This window comes from Paraburkholderia kirstenboschensis (genome assembly GCF_904848585.1).
Taxonomy (GTDB): Bacteria; Pseudomonadota; Gammaproteobacteria; order Burkholderiales; family Burkholderiaceae; genus Paraburkholderia; species Paraburkholderia kirstenboschensis.
Map to the genome: position 1 here is coordinate 334050 of NZ_CAJHCR010000003.1, position 15646 is coordinate 349695.

Annotated in this window: 17 protein-coding genes; 7 read left to right on the forward strand and 10 right to left on the reverse strand. The window is 64.2% G+C overall.

Annotation, left to right across the window (positions count from 1 at the left end):
• Position 1 precedes the first annotated feature (1 nt).
• Genes JMY24_RS11330 through JMY24_RS11340 form a run of 3 tightly spaced genes read right to left on the reverse strand, consistent with a single transcriptional unit; the run spans position 2 to position 2479 of the window.
• Positions 2-295 (reverse strand): 2Fe-2S iron-sulfur cluster-binding protein, encoded by a 294-nt coding sequence (locus JMY24_RS11330; RefSeq protein WP_128596478.1) that lies wholly within the window; start codon positions 293-295, stop codon positions 2-4.
• Entirely contained in the window at positions 288-1421 is a 1134-nt protein-coding gene (locus JMY24_RS11335; protein ID WP_201702169.1) for an NAD(P)/FAD-dependent oxidoreductase, read from the reverse strand. Before JMY24_RS11335 ends, JMY24_RS11330 begins: the two co-directional genes overlap by 8 nt.
• Positions 1418-2479: a proline racemase family protein gene (locus JMY24_RS11340; RefSeq protein WP_128596477.1), complete on the reverse strand. Its 1062-nt coding sequence runs from the start codon at positions 2477-2479 to the stop codon at positions 1418-1420. The genes JMY24_RS11335 and JMY24_RS11340 overlap by 4 nt, the downstream gene beginning before the upstream one ends.
• A 369-nt stretch (positions 2480-2848) precedes the next feature.
• Here JMY24_RS11340 and JMY24_RS11345 point away from each other — a divergent pair, with 369 nt between their 5' ends.
• Positions 2849-3754: a dihydrodipicolinate synthase family protein gene (locus JMY24_RS11345; protein ID WP_128596476.1), complete on the forward strand. Its 906-nt coding sequence runs from the start codon at positions 2849-2851 to the stop codon at positions 3752-3754.
• 15 nt (positions 3755-3769) lie between these two features.
• Here JMY24_RS11345 and JMY24_RS11350 read toward each other — a convergent pair whose 3' ends face one another.
• Positions 3770-4492 carry a response regulator transcription factor gene (locus JMY24_RS11350; protein WP_128590900.1) on the reverse strand — a complete coding sequence of 241 codons (723 nt, stop codon included), beginning with the start codon at positions 4490-4492 and terminating at the stop codon, positions 3770-3772.
• 395 nt (positions 4493-4887) lie between these two features.
• On the opposite strand from JMY24_RS11350, the gene JMY24_RS11355 reads away from it, so the two are divergent.
• Positions 4888-6189, forward strand: coding sequence for an MFS transporter (locus JMY24_RS11355; protein ID WP_128596475.1), 1302 nt, complete (start codon positions 4888-4890; stop codon positions 6187-6189).
• A gap of 202 nt (positions 6190-6391) precedes the next feature.
• A complete protein-coding gene (locus JMY24_RS11360) occupies positions 6392-7903 on the forward strand; it encodes an MFS transporter (RefSeq protein ID WP_201702059.1) in 1512 nt (503 codons plus the stop codon).
• Between the two features lie 136 nt (positions 7904-8039).
• Here JMY24_RS11360 and JMY24_RS11365 read toward each other — a convergent pair whose 3' ends face one another.
• The 5 genes from JMY24_RS11365 to JMY24_RS11385 all read right to left on the reverse strand — a co-directional run bounded on the left by JMY24_RS11365 (position 8040) and on the right by JMY24_RS11385 (position 10198).
• Positions 8040-8312, reverse strand: coding sequence for a hypothetical protein (locus JMY24_RS11365; protein WP_020068246.1), 273 nt, complete (start codon positions 8310-8312; stop codon positions 8040-8042).
• A 73-nt stretch (positions 8313-8385) separates the two neighbouring features.
• Positions 8386-8817 carry a DoxX family protein gene (locus tag JMY24_RS11370; RefSeq protein ID WP_128591804.1) on the reverse strand — a complete coding sequence of 144 codons (432 nt, stop codon included), beginning with the start codon at positions 8815-8817 and terminating at the stop codon, positions 8386-8388.
• 139 nt (positions 8818-8956) lie between these two features.
• Positions 8957-9421, reverse strand: a complete 465-nt coding sequence (locus JMY24_RS11375) for an RbsD/FucU family protein (protein ID WP_128596472.1) — start codon at positions 9419-9421, stop codon at positions 8957-8959.
• Positions 9422-9447: 26 nt separating this feature from the next.
• Positions 9448-9780 (reverse strand): hypothetical protein, encoded by a 333-nt coding sequence (locus tag JMY24_RS11380; RefSeq protein ID WP_201702061.1) that lies wholly within the window; start codon positions 9778-9780, stop codon positions 9448-9450.
• Positions 9781-9829: 49 nt separating this feature from the next.
• A complete protein-coding gene (locus tag JMY24_RS11385; protein WP_128596471.1) occupies positions 9830-10198 on the reverse strand; it encodes a nuclear transport factor 2 family protein in 369 nt (122 codons plus the stop codon).
• A gap of 221 nt (positions 10199-10419) precedes the next feature.
• On the opposite strand from JMY24_RS11385, the gene JMY24_RS11390 reads away from it, so the two are divergent.
• The 4 genes from JMY24_RS11390 to flhC all read left to right on the forward strand — a co-directional run bounded on the left by JMY24_RS11390 (position 10420) and on the right by flhC (position 14131).
• The gene (locus tag JMY24_RS11390) at positions 10420-11298 is read left to right on the forward strand and encodes a helix-turn-helix domain-containing protein (protein ID WP_236597385.1); all 879 of its coding nucleotides are present in this window, start codon (positions 10420-10422) and stop codon (positions 11296-11298) included.
• Positions 11299-11475: 177 nt separating this feature from the next.
• Complete coding sequence (locus JMY24_RS11395) at positions 11476-12699, forward strand: YeeE/YedE family protein (protein ID WP_201702063.1); 1224 nt, start codon at positions 11476-11478, stop codon at positions 12697-12699.
• A 528-nt stretch (positions 12700-13227) separates the two neighbouring features.
• Positions 13228-13548 (forward strand): flagellar transcriptional regulator FlhD, encoded by a 321-nt coding sequence (flhD, locus tag JMY24_RS11400; RefSeq protein ID WP_006052742.1) that lies wholly within the window; start codon positions 13228-13230, stop codon positions 13546-13548.
• Positions 13549-13561: 13 nt separating this feature from the next.
• Positions 13562-14131, forward strand: coding sequence for a flagellar transcriptional regulator FlhC (gene flhC / locus JMY24_RS11405; RefSeq protein WP_128592026.1), 570 nt, complete (start codon positions 13562-13564; stop codon positions 14129-14131).
• 159 nt (positions 14132-14290) lie between these two features.
• Here the strand turns inward: flhC and JMY24_RS11410 are convergent, their stop codons facing one another.
• Positions 14291-15622 carry an Nramp family divalent metal transporter gene (locus tag JMY24_RS11410; protein ID WP_128596469.1) on the reverse strand — a complete coding sequence of 444 codons (1332 nt, stop codon included), beginning with the start codon at positions 15620-15622 and terminating at the stop codon, positions 14291-14293.
• Between the last annotated feature and the right edge of the window lie 24 nt (positions 15623-15646).

Here is a 15646-nt window from a genome sequence, read left to right on the forward strand (position 1 = left end):
TTTACGTTGTGCTCGCCGAGTCATCGAGCGCCCTCGTCTGCGTGCGCACGGTCTGACCGTCGCGGCACAACGTCTGACATGCGAGCGCATGCGCGCGGCCGTCTATCGTCACGCGGCATTCCTGGCAGACGCCCATGCCGCAGAACGCGGCTCGCGGCTCGCCGCCTACGGACACGCGCGTTCCGCTTTTCGCACCGGCGAGGACGAGCGCCGCAGCCACCGTGGTGCCGGCGTCCACCTCGATAGCGACGCCGTCGATATTCAAGCGAATGCGCGTCTCGCCGCCGTCAGTCATGCGCCACCTCATGCACGAAAACGAAACGGCTCGGCAGATACGGCTCGACCGGAATGGCCGGCGCGTTTCCGACGATTTGCGCCCCGAGCAACTTCGCAGTCGCCAGCGAAGTCGTCACGCCCAGACCTTCGTGACCGACGGCGAGCCACACGCCAGGCGCGTGCTTGCCGGCGGGACCGATCAGCGGCAGCCCATCCGGCGATGCCGCGCGAAAGCCGGTCCATGCGCGAATGCCGTTCAGTTGCGGCAGCATCGGCAGATAGTGCGCGGCACGTTGCAGCATTTGCGCGAGCACCGGCATCTCGACCGCCGGGTCGGTCGTGTGAAACTGACGGGACGAGCCGATCAGCACTTGCCCCGTAGGCCGCGGTTGCGCATTGAACGCGACGGACGTGCCGGTCGCATGATGCGCGCTCTTGATATACCCGAGTTCCAGCAACTGATGATGGATCAGTTCGGGATAGCGGTCGGTGATCAACAGGTGGCCTTTCTTCGGTTGCAGCGGCAGCCCCGGTATCAACTCCTGAGCGCCGAGGCCGTTCGCAACGATCACGTGCGCCGCGCTGCGCCGCTCGCCGTTCGCAAGGATCACGCCGGCAGCATCGACCGAAATAACCCGCGCGCCGAGCCGCACGCTGATACTCGCGGACGCCGGCGATTGCGTCAGCAGCCACTGCGCCGCGGTCGGCGCGTAGACAATGCAGTCGTGCTCGATACGCAAGCCCCCGACGAGCGACGAAGCAACCGCCGGTTCACACGCACGCAATGCGCTCGCGTCGAGCAGTTCCGCCGAAACGCCTTGCGCTTCGTAGGCGGCGTGCATTGCGCGGGCGGCCTGGAACTCTTCTTCGTCGGCGGCGAGCCAGAGCGTGCCGCAGCGCGCGAACGCATCGCGCGCACGCAACTGCGGCGCGAGGTGCAGCCACAGTTCGCGCGAGTAGCGCGACAGCGCGAACTCAGCAGGCGAGTCGTTCATCACGACGATATGGCCCATGCCCGCAGCCGTCGCGCCACCGCCGATGCCTTGCGCGTCGAGCACCTCGACCCGCATGCCGAGCGCGGCGAGTTCGGCCGCGCACGCCGCGCCCACAATGCCGGCGCCGACGATCAACGCGTCCGCCGTCATACCGTGCGGATGCCCCACGCGAACGGATCGCGCTCGTCGAAGCAAAGCCGGCCTTCCGCCGTGATATGCGCGTGGCCGGTGATGGTGGGGATCACGGGTGCGCCGTCGGTTGAAATTGCTGGGGCGCCGTCGTGTGCAGAAAGCGCGGGCGCGCCGCCGCGGGTTGGAACAACTGGCACGCCGTCGTCGCCAGGATTCGCGGATGCGCCCTCGCCGGCATAGCGATAACTCGCCTCGAACACGCTGCCGATAATGCTCTCCTGCCGCCAGACAGCGCCTTCGGCGAGCTTGCCGTCTGCCGCGAGACACGCGACTTTCGCGCTCGTGCCCGTGCCGCACGGCGAGCGGTCGTACGCATTGCCCGGGCACAGTACGAAGCTGCGGCTGTCGATGCCGTCGCGCGAGCCAGGCCCGAAGAGTTCGATATGGTCGATCAGCGCACCGTCCGCGCCGGTGATGCGCTGCGCGATCAGCGCGTCCCGGATTGCTGCGCTGAAGGCGGTCAACTCAGGGATGCGCGCAGCTTCCAGCGAATGGCCATGCTCCGCGACGAGAAAGAACCAGTTGCCGCCCCAGCCGATGTCGCCCGTCAGGACGCCATGTCCCGGCACATCGACCTGAACCGCCTTGCGATAACGATAGGCGGGCACGTTGCGCACCGCGACGCTGCCGTCGTCATTGAGCGACGCTTCCACAACGCCGACCGGCGTCTCGATCCGATGGCGCCCGGGTCCGATTCGCCCCATATGCGCGAGCGAAACGACGAGGCCGATCGTGCCGTGACCGCACATGCCGAGATAGCCGACGTTGTTGAAGAAGATCACGCCGGCCGCGCATGAAGGGTCGTCGGGTTCGCACAGCAACGCGCCGACCACCACGTCCGAGCCGCGAGGCTCGGTGACAATGCCCGCGCGCCAGTCGTCGAAACGCGTGCGAAATACGTCGAGCCGTTGTGCCAGCGTTCCGCCGCCGAGTTCCGGGCCACCCGACACCACGAGGCGGGTCGGTTCACCGCCGGTGTGCGAGTCGATGATATTGAGCGTTTTCATGACGCACATGGTAGGAACGGCGAACGCGGCAGTCTTGGTGAGCCTGCGCGTGGATTGTGACGATTTCGGCATAACGCCTGTCGACCACAGCACGAAATATGCGCGAAAGCACGCCGCTTTAAAACGGCGACTCTGGCGCATCGGCGGCGCCGCGATCAGGGGCGCGGCTCGCTTGCCGCGCGTCCCCATGCTCACAGGTCCGCCTTAGCGCACGGGCTGCCGAACCCGCGGAAAACGTGCCGCCGATTAGCCTCCTCGCGCGCAAAATGAAACTTTCGTTGTGCCGAAATCGTCATTCGCCACGCGCGATTGACGCAAGACGTCAGCGTTTTCGCTGCTTACACTGCGCTTGAACTCATCACATTCAGGAGAGCAGTCGTGGCGCATATCTGGGAAGGCGTATTGCCCGCAGTCACCACCAAGTTCAACGCGGATTTCAGCATAGACCGTGCATGGACCGGCAAGAATATCGAAGCGCAGATCGACGCGGGCGTGGACGGCATCATCGTGTGCGGATCGCTCGGCGAAGCCTCGACGCTCTCGCTCGACGAAAAGCTCCAGGTGCTCGACATCGCAGTGGAAGCGTCGCGCGGCCGCGTGCCGGTGCTTCTGACCATTGCGGAAAACAGCACGCTCGACGCCTGCCGCCAGGCCGAAGCTGGCGGCCGCCGCGGCGCCAACGGTTTCATGGTGCTGCCGGGACTGCGATATCTTTCGGACCGGCGCGAGACGCTGCACCATTTCCGCAGCGTCGCCGATGCAAGCGCGCTCCCGCTGATGATCTATAACAATCCGCTCGCGTACGGCGTCGACATGACGCCCGACATGTTCGCGGAAATCGCCGACGAAAAGAAAATCGTCGCCATCAAGGAATCGTGCGGCGACGTACGGCGCGTGACCGATCTGATCAACGCGGTCGGCGACCGCTTCGCCATTCTGTGCGGCGTCGACAATCTGGCGATGGAAGCCATATTGATGGGCGCGCATGGCTGGGTGGCCGGTCTCGTGTGCGCGTTTCCGCACGAGACGGTGGCGATCTACAAACTGCTGAAAGCGGGACGGCTTGAAGAAGCGCGGACGATCTACCGCTGGTTCGCCCCGCTGCTCGCGCTCGACGTCTCGCACAAGCTGGTTCAGAACATCAAGCTCGCCGAAACGATGGTCGGCCTCGGCACGGAACCGGTGCGCCCGCCGCGCCTCCCTCTTGCTGGCGACGAGCGCGCGGCGGTGGAAGCACTGATTCGGAAGGCCCTTGAAACGCGGCCGGAATTGCCGCGCCTTTGAGCCCAACCGCAAAGTTCAAGCGGCCTGCTTCTGCTCATGCACTGCCTCTTCCTGACGCAGATGCAGCAGCCTGTAGCCGCTCTTGTAAACAGGCTGCAAGCGGAACTCGTTTTGCGGCTCGATTTCGAGCAACAGGCGCAGCCGCGACACATGGCTGTCGATCGTGCGCGTGAACTCGCGGAACTCACGGCCCCATACCATCGCGAAGATGTGATCGCGCGACATCACGCGGCCAATGTTCGAGAAGAACAGCGAAGCCAGCCGGTATTGCGTGCCGGATAACGACACCGGCTGACCGCGCAGCATGACGATCTGGCGATGAGTGTCGAAGCGGTACGGACCCACGTCGAAGCTCGAGGTGCTGAAGCGGTCCGGATAGGCACGCCGCAGCAAGGCTGCGACGCGCTCGCGAAACTCCGCCGGCCGCACCGGAAGCGCGGCGTAGTCGTCGGCGCCGTTGACGAACGCGCGCACCATGCTTTCTTCCGACGTGTCTCTCGACACGAAGATCACCGGCACGCGGTCGCCGCCGACCGCACGCGCCGTCCTCAACACCTCGGTGCCCGACAGACGGGTGCCGTGCCAGTCCAGCACGAGCAGATCCACGGTGGACCGGGCGAGCGTTTTCGACATGGTGAGACCGTCGTCGTAGCCCGCGCAGGTATGGCCGGCACCCGTCAGGATCTTTTCAATCGACTGACGCATGACGGGATCACGTTGAAGGATGGCAATGCGCATGGGATTTACTCTCAACAGATGGCGTGGACGCGATTCTCGAAGGCGCCTGGCCCCTATCCCATAGGATCAATCCGAATTTAACGCGCGCTCGGACGAATCGCTTCGGCGAATGGCCGACGGACTACAACCGCCTTCGCATGACTCGCGCGGCTCGCCCCAAGATCCGGAAAATTGCGGCATCGACGGAACTTTTCCCAATCTAATTAAGCACTTCCCGAAGCGAATCGCTTTCATCCTGTAAAATCCCGCGCTGGCTTCTTTCGTCATCGCGCCGCCCTACCCGGGCCGGCGCGTCGGTGTCCCGCGCTCTACCCAGCCGTTGCCACACTTCTCGCCCGACGACCGCCGCTTTTCCACGCGACGCGTGGTTTCCAATTCAAGACAACGACATAGCAATGCAAGCGACAAATCTGGGTGGAGCGCAGGCTGTCACCCCACGCCCTCTTGGGCGCAGCGACTATAAGACGCTCGGCCTCGCCGCTCTCGGCGGAGCGCTCGAGTTCTACGACTTCATCATTTTCGTGTTCTTCGCGCCGGCGATCGGCCAGTTGTTCTTCCCGGCTGCGATGCCGGACTGGCTGCGGCAGGTGCAGACCTTCGGCATCTTCGCCGCGGGCTACCTCGCGCGGCCGCTCGGCGGCATCATCATGGCGCACTTCGGCGATCTGTTCGGCCGCAAGCGCATGTTCACGCTGAGCGTGCTGCTCATGTCCGTGCCGACCCTGATGATGGGCCTGTTGCCCACCTACGCGAGCATCGGCGTGATGGCGCCGGTCCTGCTGCTGCTGTTTCGCGTGATGCAAGGCGCGGCGGTCGGCGGAGAAGTGCCGGGCGCGTGGGTGTTCGTCTCCGAGCACGTGCCGCAGCGGCACATCGGCTATGCGTGCGGCACGCTGACGGCGGGCCTCACGGCAGGCATCCTGCTCGGCTCGCTGATCGCGTCGGCGGTCAATCGCAACTTCGCTCCCGCCGAAATCGCGGATTACGCGTGGCGCATTCCGTTTCTGATCGGCGGCGTATTCGGCATGTTCTCCGTCTACCTGCGCCGCTGGCTGCACGAGACGCCGGTCTTCGCGGAACTGAAGCAGCGCAAGGCGATTGCCGCCGAAGTGCCGCTCAAGGCCGTGCTGCGTGACCACGGCCGCGCGGTGATCGTCTCGATGCTGCTCACGTGGATGCTGTCCGCCGCCATCGTCGTCGTGATTCTGATGACGCCGACGCTGCTGCAAAAGCAGTTTCACATTGCGCCGGCCACCGCTCTGCTGGCCAACTGTGTGGCGACGCTCTGCCTGACCATCGGCTGTGTGATGGCGGGCTCGATCGCCGGCCGCATCGGCGCGGGACGCACGATTTTCATCGGCGGCCTTGCGCTGGCGGTGACCTACTACGTGATGTTCCAGCAACTCTCCGTCGACGCCTCGGCGCTCGTGCCGCTGTATGGCGTGACCGGGCTGCTCGTCGGCGTGATCGGCGCGATTCCGTTCGTGATGGTGAAAGCCTTCCCGCCGGTCGTGCGCTTTTCTGGCATCTCGTTTTCGTACAACGTCGCCTATGCGATCTTCGGCGGCCTCACGCCAATCGCCGTGTCGCTGATGATGAAGTCCAACCCGATGGCCGCGCCGCTGTATGTCGGCGCGATCTGCGTGGTCGGTGCACTGACCACGCTGTTCATCAAGGATGCGCCGCAGAAGCGCTGATCCAGCGCTCACGGTGGTGAAGCGAACGGCGCGCCTTCGGGTGCGCCGTTTTTATTTGCAGCGGAGTTTCCTGTTCGCCTGTAGACAACGTCAAGCTCGTCACTCCATTCTGAAGACCGCGACACTCGCAGTTTTCCGTCGACATCGACACTTCACGCCGCCCCGAAACATGGTGCGTCGCATCGCGCCTACGATGTAGCGCATGAACTCCACAAAACCTACCGTTTCGCCCGCCCTCGGCCGCGTGCTCGCGACCGTCAGCGTGGGCTTCGTCGTCACGCAACTCGACGTGACCATCGTCAATATTGCGCTGCCCGAGATCGCCGCGAATCTGCACGCCAATGTCGCGGGCCTGCAATGGGTCGTCGACGCCTACACGCTCGCCTTCGCGGTGCTGATGCTGTCGGCCGGCGCGCTCGGCGACCGCTTCGGCGCGCGCCGGCTGTACGCGGCGGGTATCGTGCTGTTCGCGCTGGCGTCGCTTGCTTGCGGCGTCGCGCTCGACGCCCCGATGCTGGTCGCCGCGCGAGCGTTGCAAGGCATTGGCGCCGCCGCGATGCTGCCGAACTCGCTCGCGCTACTGAATCAGTCGTACGGACACGACCCGAAACTGCGGGCTCGCGCGGTCGGGCTGTGGACGGCGGCGGGCGCGATCTCCATTGCGGCCGGCCCGGTGGCAGGCGGCGTGCTGATCGCGGCCTTCGGCTGGCGCAGCATTTTTCTTGTCAATCTGCCGATCTGCGCTGCCGGTTTTCTAGCGACCCTGCTGTGGGTGCCACGGCCTGAAGCCCTTCGCCCTGAAGCCCTGCGCCCGGAAATCGCTCGTCCTGAAGCCGCTCGCTCGACCCCTAGCGACGCGGCGACAGCACATGCAGCTTCACGCGGCATCGATCTAAGCGGCCAGTCGCTCGCCATCGTCGCGTTGACCGCCTTCGTCGCCGCAGTGATCGAATGGCGGCCGCTCGGCCTCAGCCATCCGCTCGTCGCGGGCGGTTTCGTGCTCGCGGCGCTCGCCGGCAGCGCGTTTGTGGCGGTCGAAGCGCGTACGAGCGCGCCGATGCTGCCGCTTTCGCTCTTCGCCGGGCGCAGCTTCAGCGCGGCCGTGCTGTTCGGCATCTGCGTGAACATGACCTATTACGGGATGGTGTTCGTGCTGAGCCTCTACCTGCAACGGGTGCGCGGCTATACGGCGCTTCAGGCGGGCCTCGCATTTTTGCCGTTGACGGGCGGCTTCCTGCTCTCGAATGTCGCGAGCGGCTGGGTGGTGGGCCGCTTCGGCGTGCGGGTGCCGATGATCGCCGGCGCGGTCACCGCCGGACTCGGCTACGGCCTGCTGCATCTGGTCGACGCGAGCACGCCGCTGATCGGCTTGCTGCTGCCGTTCCTGCTGATTCCGTCAGGCATGGGACTCGCCGTGCCCGCGATGACGACTGCCGTGCTGGCGTCGGCGGAAGCGGGGCGCGCGGGAACGGCATCGGCGGTACTGAACACGGCCCGGCAGGCGGGTGGCGCGGTGGGCGTCGCCGCATTCGGCGCGCTCGCCAGCGGAACGGCGGCCACGCAAATCGTCTCGGGGATGCAAGCGGCGACCGCGATCTCAGTAGGCCTGCTGGCGTCCGCCGGCGTGATGAGTTGTCTCGTGCATCCGCAGCCGCATTCGTCGTCGCAGGCGCGGCACGAGGCGGATTCTGCGCCGGTCGGCAATTCGCGCTGACGTCGCGTGTCTCGTCTGGCGGGACCGGCTTCGCGGCCGGCACAAGAAAAAGACCCCTGCGGCTCGGGCGCCTTGGGGGTCGTCAGCAGAATTGTCAGCGGTGGATAAGACCGTACGAGTAAAGCAGCGAGGCGCGCTACAGCGACGCCTCCTGAATCGTTCCGGTATTGATCGCGGCTTCGATCAGCCCTTCGCTTTGCGCCTTGCTGATGGCGTCGGCGATCAGTTTTTCCGGCTCCTCGATCTCGGCCTTGATTGCGCTCAGGAACCCGGACGCATCCAGCACCACGAGTGTTTTTGCGGACTCGGCGAGGCTGATGATCACGCGATGCGGCGTGGGCCCTTCTCCAAGACTCGCGCACAACTGCAACACCTTGCCGCCAATTGATTGCTCGAAACTTTGAATCATATTTACTCCCTTGATTGCAGCCGGAATACGTCAGTCAGGCAAAACCACCGGGGGATCGCTCAGCGTGGTTCGCTCAAAGACCCAACCCGCTGCGCGGCGCTCGCGCACCGTCGATACTGATACGCCCCGCGCCGGTCACGAACAGCAGCAGGAAACCGCCGGCGATACCAATGTTTTTCCAGAAATGGATCACCATGTCGCGCTGCAAGGCGGCGTCCGTCACGTTCCAGAAGTCGTGGCCGAGGACCGCCGTGGCCACCGTATAAACCGCCATGATGAGCGCGAGCGGGCGCACCTTGAAGCCGACTATCAGCAGCAGCCCGCCCAATGCCTCGACCGCCGTGGCGATCGGCGCGGCGATCTGCACGAAGGGCACGCCCTTTGAGTGCAGGTAGCCGACAAAGCCCGCATAGCCCAGCAGTTTCATCACACCGCCCCACAAAAACAGAATAGCGAGCGCAATGCGTGCGACGAGAATAACGCTGGAATCGACGGGACGCGTCATGGGGGACTCCTCTAGATGAATAAGCAGCAGACCCGACTCGAAGGCCGCAGTTCCCTACTTTGCCTCTGAGCATATGTGCATTGCCCGCGCTTTCCAAGCGGGCAAGCGTTTGAACGACGCAAAGCGGCAGGCTTGGCGACTATGAGCGAGGGGCGTCCGGCGCGAGCAAAACGCCTTTTGTGAAGACGAAGCAGCCATAGCCGCGCTCCTCGCCCGTGGCGATCACGCAATACGCCTTGCGCGCGCGCTCATAAAACGCGAACCGTTCGATGGACGCGAACGGCACGTCGCGCCCTTCGGCCGCATTGACCTCGGCCTGTGCCTCGCGCTGCACGGCCGGAATGGTATGCGGCTCGCCGACGACTTCCATGCGCGATGCGGGTTGGTCGATGAATGTATCGAGAGGCATCACCGAGAGCACGGCGCGGACCGCACGCGGCGCGCTGACGCCATCGAGATGAAGCAGCTTGCCGAGCACCGAGGAACGCGCGACGGAGCTGCCCGGAAAGTTGGCGTCGCAAATGACGAGTTCGTCGCCGTGGCCCATTGAGCGTAGGGCATGCAGTATGTCGGCGTTGAGCAGAGGATCGAGATTCTTAAGCACTGTGTCTCCATGCAAGTTGCTTGCGGTTATTCGAATGGCTCGCATTGCGGCAATCGATTGTAGCAAGCAACGTTGCGCGTTTCGGGGAGATTCCAATGTAGAGCGCAAGAGGTGCCGCCCACGCGCCGCGGCGCGCCGCAGCAACGCCACCGCAACCATCCGACGACCGCAAGCAGCATCAGCCCGGCGCCGCCCAGCACCGGTTCGCGCCAGCCGAGCAACGCGGTGAACATGAACGCGCGGGTGCCCGCGAGCAGCGCGAAGCCCGCGATCGCGCCGCACAGCGCGTCGATGGCGTGTGCGAATCGCGCAAATTCGATGACGGGCGAATGAGCCGTCGCGGTAACGGGCTCGTGCATGATCGTCTCCACGGAAGATGACGGTAGCGAAGCTGCGGGCGCTATGCGCTCAAGCGCCCGCGGGCACCTGATCGAGAAAGCCGGTCACTGCCTGAAGACGGCCGTGCGCGTCGACCACGCCGAAGTCAGAGCCCTTGACGATCGCCTCGCCGCCCGGCGTGACGAGTTCCCACGAAAAGCGCAGGCGGTTGCCGAAACCGTCCACGTCGGTCGAGCGGCGAAACGTGTGATGCGCAAAGCGCTCCTGCACCGCACGGATCATCGCGTCGATGCCGTCGTGGCCCGAGCCGGCCATCAGCGGGTCGCGGTAGTCGGCGTCGGTCGCCCACGCCGCGGCGATCAGCTGGCGACGGCGCGCGCCATCGGTCTCGTTCCATGCGTCGAAATAACGGTCGATCAGATCGGTATGCGCGTTCATTTGCAACTCCTCGATTGGCAATGACTGAGCGCTACGCTCGGCATACAGGTCGTATGCGGCGGGCTCGGAGTGAAGATTCGCGGTTAGCGGCCTGCGCGTCGATTACGTCGCAGGTAATCGCCGCGCGGCGGGTGCCCGGCACATGCAGTGCGCGGCAACGCGTCGAGCGCATTACCTCGGAGGTAATGGATCGGCGCGGCGCTTTGGCTATCATCGGTGGCATGAACACACTTTCTCTTGCGCAAAGCGCCCCGTCGACATCGCCCGCGACCAGCCGCACCGTCGGCGATCTGCTGCGTGAATGGCGGCAGCGGCGACGGATGAGTCAGTTGCTGCTCGCCGCCGAAGCCGACATCTCGACACGCCATCTGAGCTTCGTCGAATCCGGCCGCGCGATGCCGAGCCGCGAGATGGTGATGCATCTTGCCGAGCGCCTCGACGTGCCGCTGCGCGCACGCAATGCGCTGCTCGTCGCGGCCGGTTACGCGCCGTTGTTTCGCGAGCGTCCGCTATCGGACCCGCAATTGAGCGCCGCGCGCGAAGCCGTCGAACTGGTGCTGAAGGGCCACGAGCCGTATCCGGCGCTCGCCGTCGACCGGCACTGGACCATCGTCGCCACGAACAATGCGCTCGCGCCGCTCCTTTCGGGCGCAAGTCCCGATCTGCTGAAGCCGCCCGTGAATGCGCTACGCCTGAGCCTGCATCCGGATGGCATTGCTTCGTCCATCGTCAACTGGCATGCGTGGCGGGAGCATGTGCTCGCGCGGCTGCAACGGCAGATCGACGTGAGCGCCGACGAAACGCTAAGTGCGTTGCGCGACGAACTGGCGGCTTATCCGACGCCGCCCGGAGCGCAGCCGCCCGAGGCCGGCGACAGCCCGCTCAATCAGATAGCGGTGCCGCTGCGTCTGCGCACGCCGCTTGGCGTGCTGTCGTTTTTCAGCACGACGACGGTGTTCGGTACGCCGGTGGACGTGACCTTGTCGGAACTCGCGATTGAAGCTTTCTTTCCGGCCGATCCGCAGACCGCGGCGGCATTGCGCGACTTCGCCGACAACCAGCGCTCAGGCGGCGTGCACGGGACGACCGCTGGCGCGTGAAAAACTTGGGTTGAGGCGGGCGCGGCAGCCGCGAACAGCGACGCGCCCCTCGCCTGCGCGGATAAGCGCTACGTGCTATCTTTTTCGATCCTCATTGCGCTTTCGCTCGACTGCCAACAACGCCCGCCAGCCGCCCGCCGGGCCGCCGGCGCGCGTGCGTTGTCGGTCAATATCATCATGTCCGAACTTTCTACCGCTCTTTCTCCCGCGCCCCGCCGTTTCGACCTCAACCCGAAACCGCTTGCCGCGGCTCTCCTTCTCATCGCGCTCGGTGCCGTGTATCTGGCCCAGACCGTCAGCGGCCGCCAGGCCGCCCTATATATAGTCGGCGCACTGCTCGGCATGTCGCTCTATCACGCGGCGTTCGGTTTCACGTCGGCCTGGCGGGTATTTATCGCCGACGGCCGCGGCGCCGGGCTTCGCGCGCAAATGCTGATGCTCGCCGTGGGCGTCGTGCTGTTCTTCCCAGTGCTTGCGTCGGGGAGCCTGTTCGGCCATCCGGTGGTGGGGCTCGTCGCGCCCGCCGGCACGTCCGTGCTCGTGGGGGCCTTCATGTTCGGCATCGGCATGCAGTTGGGCGGCGGCTGCGCGTCGGGTACGCTGTACACCGTCGGCGGCGGCAGCACGCGGATGATCGTCACGCTCGCGGCATTTGTAACCGGCTCGGTGGTGGCGACCGCGCACATGCCCTTCTGGAGCGCCCTGCCTGCCCTCAAGCCGCTGTCGATAGTCAACGCGCTCGGCGCGGGCGCCGCCATTGCGCTGAACCTGGTGATTTTCGCGGCGATCGCGGCGCTGACCGTCTTCGTCGAACGGCGGCGCCATGGGCGCCTCGTCAACGAGCCGGCGCGTGCGCCGCGCGCATCGCCGTGGCTGCAAGGGCCGTGGCCGCTCTTCGTCGGCGCGCTTGCGCTCGTGCTGCTCAACTTCGCGACGCTCGCGCTGTCGGGCCGTCCTTGGGGCGTGACCTCGGCGTTCGCGCTATGGGGCGCGAAGCTTTTTGCCGCGCTGGGCGTGGACGTGGCCAGCTGGCCGTACTGGGCGACCCGCGCTAACGCGGGCGCGCTGGCAGCGCCTGTTACACATGACGTCACCACGGTGATGGACGTTGGCATCATTCTCGGCGCCATGGCCGCTGCCGCGCTCGCCGGCCGCTACGCTCCCGTCTGGAAAGTACCGGCTCGCTCGCTGATCGCAGCCGTGGTGGGCGGCCTCTTGCTGGGCTACGGCGCCCGCCTCGCCTATGGCTGTAACATCGGCGCCTACTTCAGCGGCATCGTTTCAGGCAGCCTCCACGGTTGGCTCTGGCTTGTCGCCGCCTTCGTCGGAAACGTGCTCGGCACTCGCCTGCGGCCCGCGTTCGGGCTCGAAGTCGAGCGGGTTCGCCCAACGGGCTGCTAATTCTTACCGATGAAGTTACAAACTCGCCGAGTTTGTAACCGGGGCGCCATCTTTTCGTTACAAAATCGGTCCGTCCCCGAAACGGCAAATCGGAAGGTAGTAATTACACGACTTGGCGCCGGCTTTTCGCTTCAATTCCATTCAGTCTTAATTACCGGTTCTCCCGAGCCGACCTCCGGTGTTGCGCGGAAGACACGGTCTATCCCCCGCCACACAAGGGTTTTCATGGATCTGAAGAAAGCTGGGCAAGCCGCAAAAGGCAGCCAGCACCGCTCATTACAGATCCGTGAAATTGTTACCGAAATTTGATGCACCTTTTTGAGATATTTTTTTGAGAAGGGATTGATTTCCTGTTTTGCCCTTCATACAATTCGTCCCAAGCTGTTACGAAATGTAACGCGATGTATCAAAAGGTCGCCATGTGTATCAGGGACGACCTGTAGCCGAAGGACAACGTTTTCGGCGAGGCATAAAAGACATAACGGCAAAAAGCCGACATAGTAATTCGGGGCTTCGGAAACACAAAAAATGGACCGTAGCAGCGAGACGCTGGACTCAATCCGCGAGATTAACCTGTCGTACATCATGCTCGCGCAACGTATGTTGCGTGAGGACAAACCGGTCGGCATGTTCCGTCTGGGTTTGTCGTCGGAACTGGCTGATCTGCTTGCCGGGCTGTCGCTCGCACAGATCGTCAAGCTGGCCTCTTCCGATCAGCTTTTGTGTTTCTTCCGCTTCAACGACCACTCGATGCTGTCGGCGTTGACGCAAACGACGAAGCACACCGCAGTTGCACCGACTCACGCGGCTATCCTGCTTGCAGGCCAGCCCGCTGAGCAATTTGCCTGATAGGGTGACTGCGATGCTCAAGCGTAGCCTGACGGAAGATGCACAAGAAGTGTTTCGTGCGATCGCGTTGATCGAACTCGGCGCACGCATGCAGGTGCTCGAGAGCGAGTTGACGCTCTCGCGTGACCGCATGATCCGCCTGTACCGCGAGGTGAAGGGCGTATCGCCGCCCAAGGGCATGCTGCCGTTCTCGGCGGACTGGTACATGACGTGGCTTGCGAACATTCACGCGTCGCTGTTCTACAACACGTACCTGTTCCTGAAGAACGAAGCGCGTTGCTCGCATCTCGATGCGCTGACCAAAGGTTATCGGCTGTATCTCGAACACTGCAAGCACAGCGAAACCGAACCGGTGCTCGACTTGACGCGCGCCTGGACGCTGGTGCGTTTCTTCGACGCCGACATTCTGCAGTTGACGAAGTGCTGCCGTTGCACCGGCAAGTTCGTCGCGCACAAGCACGATCTGCAGCACAACGTCGTGTGCGGTGCATGCCAGCCGCCGTCGCGTGCCGGCAAGACCAAGAAAGCCGCAGCCGCGCGCCAGGAAGCACTCGAAGCCGCGCAGGTCGCCGAGGCGGCCTGAGCCACGCCACTTGCCAGACTGATCTTCGATGACGGCTGGTCCGCCCGATTCGAAACCGAAGCCTCAAAATAAAAGGTCCGCCAATTGCGCGGACCTTTTTTGTTCGACGTTCACGTTTTCACGCGGCAACGCAGCGATGCAACAAGACGCGCCGCCCCGTCACTCCCCAACGAGTCCCACCGTCTGCACGACGAGCCACAGATTCGCCGCGGTAATCACCGCGAACAGCGTCCACGCGACAATCCGCGTGAGCAGCGTATTCGCGAACTCGCCCATCAGCGAGCGGTCGCCCGTCATGCGGATCAGCGGGTAAAGCGCGAACGGCAACTGCAGACTCAGCACTACCTGACTTGCGACGAGCAGCTTGCCGACTGCGCCGTTGCCCATCATCTGCACGCCGATCAACGCAGGAATCAACGCAAGTGCGCGCGTGATGAAACGCCGCTGCCAGCACGGAATTTTCAGCTTGAGGAAGCCTTCCATGATGACCTGCCCCGCAACCGTGCCGGTGAAGGTCGAACTTTGTCCCGACGCGAGCAGCGTGATCGCGAACAACACAGCCGCGAAGCCGGTGCCGACAATCGGCGCGAGCAGCTTGTAGGCGTCTTCGATTTCGGTGACCTGATTGTGGCCGGTCGCATGAAACGCGGCGGCCGCGAGAATCAGAATCGCCATGTTGATCATCAGCGCGAGCAGCAACGACACAATGGTATCGATGCGCGACATGCCGATCGCGGAGCCGATGCTCGCCGGATCGCGCTTCACCGCGCGCGTTTGCACGATCGACGAATGCAGATACAGGTTATGCGGCATTACCGTTGCGCCGAGAATGCCGATCGCGAGATACACCGGCTCGCGTGAGCTCAAAGCCTGCCACGACGGAATCAGTCCTTGCGCGACCGACGGCCAATGCGGCTTCACGAGCGCGAGTTCGACGATGTACCCGACGCCGATCGTCGCGATCAGTCCAAGCATGATCGCTTCCAGATCGCGGAAGTTCTTGCCCTTCAGGCCGAGCACGATCAACGTGTCGAACGCGGTCAGCAGCACGCCCGTAGTAAGCGAACACTTGAACAGCAGATGGAAAGCGAGCGCGCCTCCAAGCACTTCCGCGAGATCGCACGCGACGATCGAAAGCTCGGCAAGAAACCACTGCCCTCGCGCGACCGCGGGCGAATAACGGGCCCTCGACAATTCGGCCAGATCGCGCCCGGTGACGATACCCAGGCGCATGCTCAGACATTGCAACGCCATCGCCGCGAGACTCGACAGCAAGACGACGAACAGCAGGCTGTAGCCGTAACGCGAGCCGGCTTCAATGTCGGTCGCCCAGTTGCCCGGGTCCATATAGCCGATGGAAACGAGCAGGCCGGGGCCGGCGAACTGCAGGATCTTCTTCCAGAAAGGCGCGCCTTGCGAGACGGCGACCGAGCCTTGCACTTCAGACGGGCAAAACGGCGCTGTTGCCGTAGTCGGTAATTTGAACTGCAATCCGGAGATCTCTTGAGAAGGGAT

Coding starts and splice junctions, on each gene's coding strand:
- JMY24_RS11380 (WP_201702061.1), bottom strand. CDS start 9,780: ATGCACGAGCCCGTTACCGCGACGGCTCATTCGCCCGTCATCGAATTT.
- JMY24_RS11340 (WP_128596477.1), bottom strand. CDS start 2,479: ATGTGCGTCATGAAAACGCTCAATATCATCGACTCGCACACCGGCGGT.
- JMY24_RS11350 (WP_128590900.1), bottom strand. CDS start 4,492: ATGCGCATTGCCATCCTTCAACGTGATCCCGTCATGCGTCAGTCGATT.
- JMY24_RS11390 (WP_236597385.1), top strand. CDS start 10,420: ATGAACACACTTTCTCTTGCGCAAAGCGCCCCGTCGACATCGCCCGCG.
- flhD (WP_006052742.1), top strand. CDS start 13,228: ATGGACCGTAGCAGCGAGACGCTGGACTCAATCCGCGAGATTAACCTG.
- JMY24_RS11335 (WP_201702169.1), bottom strand. CDS start 1,421: ATGACGGCGGACGCGTTGATCGTCGGCGCCGGCATTGTGGGCGCGGCG.
- JMY24_RS11365 (WP_020068246.1), bottom strand. CDS start 8,312: ATGATTCAAAGTTTCGAGCAATCAATTGGCGGCAAGGTGTTGCAGTTG.
- JMY24_RS11395 (WP_201702063.1), top strand. CDS start 11,476: ATGTCCGAACTTTCTACCGCTCTTTCTCCCGCGCCCCGCCGTTTCGAC.
- JMY24_RS11370 (WP_128591804.1), bottom strand. CDS start 8,817: ATGACGCGTCCCGTCGATTCCAGCGTTATTCTCGTCGCACGCATTGCG.
- JMY24_RS11385 (WP_128596471.1), bottom strand. CDS start 10,198: ATGAACGCGCATACCGATCTGATCGACCGTTATTTCGACGCATGGAAC.
- JMY24_RS11330 (WP_128596478.1), bottom strand. CDS start 295: ATGACTGACGGCGGCGAGACGCGCATTCGCTTGAATATCGACGGCGTC.
- flhC (WP_128592026.1), top strand. CDS start 13,562: ATGCTCAAGCGTAGCCTGACGGAAGATGCACAAGAAGTGTTTCGTGCG.
- JMY24_RS11360 (WP_201702059.1), top strand. CDS start 6,392: ATGAACTCCACAAAACCTACCGTTTCGCCCGCCCTCGGCCGCGTGCTC.
- JMY24_RS11355 (WP_128596475.1), top strand. CDS start 4,888: ATGCAAGCGACAAATCTGGGTGGAGCGCAGGCTGTCACCCCACGCCCT.